This window comes from Arthrobacter sp. TB 26 (assembly GCF_000427315.1).
Lineage (GTDB): Bacteria > Actinomycetota > Actinomycetes > Actinomycetales > Micrococcaceae > Arthrobacter.
In genome coordinates this window covers 1-1,678 of sequence record NZ_AUPJ01000023.1, presented here as the reverse complement: position 1 = coordinate 1,678, position 1,678 = coordinate 1, and the positions used below count along the sequence as shown (strand labels likewise).

Below are 1,678 nucleotides of genomic sequence, written 5' to 3'. Positions count from 1 at the left end.
GGCCCGGATCCTGTGCGCGGCCCGGCCCGGCTGAACGCCCGACCATTTATGCCGCCGGCCTAAAAGCCGGGCCAAGCGCCGGACCGGCCAGGAAACCGGTCCGCCTGAAGGACCCGGTCTACTGGCGCGGCCCAGGCCGTCCCAGCACGGCCTCACGGGTGGTTTCCAGCGCCTCGAGCGTGGCCCCGTAGCTCAGCCGCGCCACACTAACAAAGAGACAATCCACCACAGAGAGCTGGGCAATCCGGGACACCATCGCACCGGAACGGAATGCCGTCTCCCGCACCACGGTGAACAGGCTGAGGTCTGCCTCCTGGACGATCGGCGAGGCTGCGGCATTGCTGACCGCCACCGTCGTAGCTCCCGAGGCCTTCGCCCGGCGGAGGAACTCCAGGGTCTCCCGGGTCCGGCCGCTGTGCGAAAAGGCAATCGCCACGTCCTCCGGACCCATGAGGGATGCCCCCATCAGGGCATCATGCTGGTCGCGGAACGACGTCGCCTGCCGCCGGATCCGGAAGAGCTTGTACCGGAGGTCATCCGCCACGATGGCCCCGGCCCCCACCCCGTAGATCAGCGTGTGCGGCGCGGCATTGATCTTCTCCGCGACGGCGCCGAGGACGTCAAGGTCAAGGCCGTCCAGGGTCTCCTGGATGCCCATGGTCTCGGTGTACCGGACTTTGGCGACGGCGTCCGCGAGGGAGTCCTCCGGCCGGATGTCTTCGCCGAATTTCTTCCCCTCCACCCCGGTGCTGTGCTCCCGGCCAATTTCGGTGGCCAGGGCCAGCCGGAGCTGGACATAGCCACTGAACCCGATGGCGCGGCAGAACCGCACCACCGACGGCTCCGAGGTGTTGCACATGGTGGCGAGCTCGGAGATGGTCAGTCCCAGCACGACGCCCGGGTCGGCGACGATCACCTCGGCAACGCGCCGGGCGGCAGGCGCCAGCGAGGGCATGAGGGAATGAATGGTGGACTGGATGCTCACGTACGGCTCCCCTGGGTTCGGGCCCTGCCCTGCAGTCCCTGAGGCGCCGGCCGCCCAGGGTTCTCGGATTCTATGTCCTGACGGGCGCCACGGCATCGACCGGCGTGGACGTGACGGCCGAGAAAGTCAGGCTCTGCACCTTGGGCACCGCCTCGGGGGTCATCGACACCTCGCAGCTGAGTCCGCCGCGGGATCCGGGAATCACCCATTCGAGCCTCGCCGCCGTCACGCTGAGGCCAGGCTCCCCGGCGCCGTGCCGCAGCGGCCCCACCGTGGCCAGCGCCAGCTGGAGCCGGTGGCGGCGGTCCGCGATCGATTCATCCAACTCGACATTTCCGGCGAAGACCGAGCGCGCCAGTCCGTCATCCCACGCTTCCACCAGGCGTTCGACGACGATTCGCGCCGCCAGCGTCTCCGGCCACGGCATCACCCCGGTCCGCGGACGTTCTCCGGGAGCCGGCGTCGCTAGTCCGCCGGGAGCGGGTCCGCCGGCAGGGCGTTCGGTATCACCATCCAGCACCCCGGCGAGCACTTCGCGGACCAGGCCGCCGACCTTCGCGTAGCTGGCATTCTCGAAGCCGACGACGGCGGTCCCGCTCCCGGGGTGCCACGTCATGTGCGAGCTGAAGCCCGGATAGCCGCCGGAATGGCCGATGACCAGTCCCCGGGCCGGGTCCTCCAAGACCCGGAGCC

Annotated in this window: 1 protein-coding gene and 1 pseudogene; both read right to left on the bottom strand. The window is 69.5% G+C overall.

The genetic code is table 11. From position 1 onward, the window contains the following. Positions 1–118: 118 nt before the first annotated feature. Entirely contained in the window at positions 119–985 is an 867-nt protein-coding gene (locus K789_RS0100430) for a MurR/RpiR family transcriptional regulator (RefSeq protein WP_024365022.1), read from the bottom strand. Positions 986–1,055: 70 nt separating this feature from the next. Beyond that, a pseudogene (locus tag K789_RS25280) lies at positions 1,056–1,678 on the bottom strand (hypothetical protein); the annotation flags it as partial.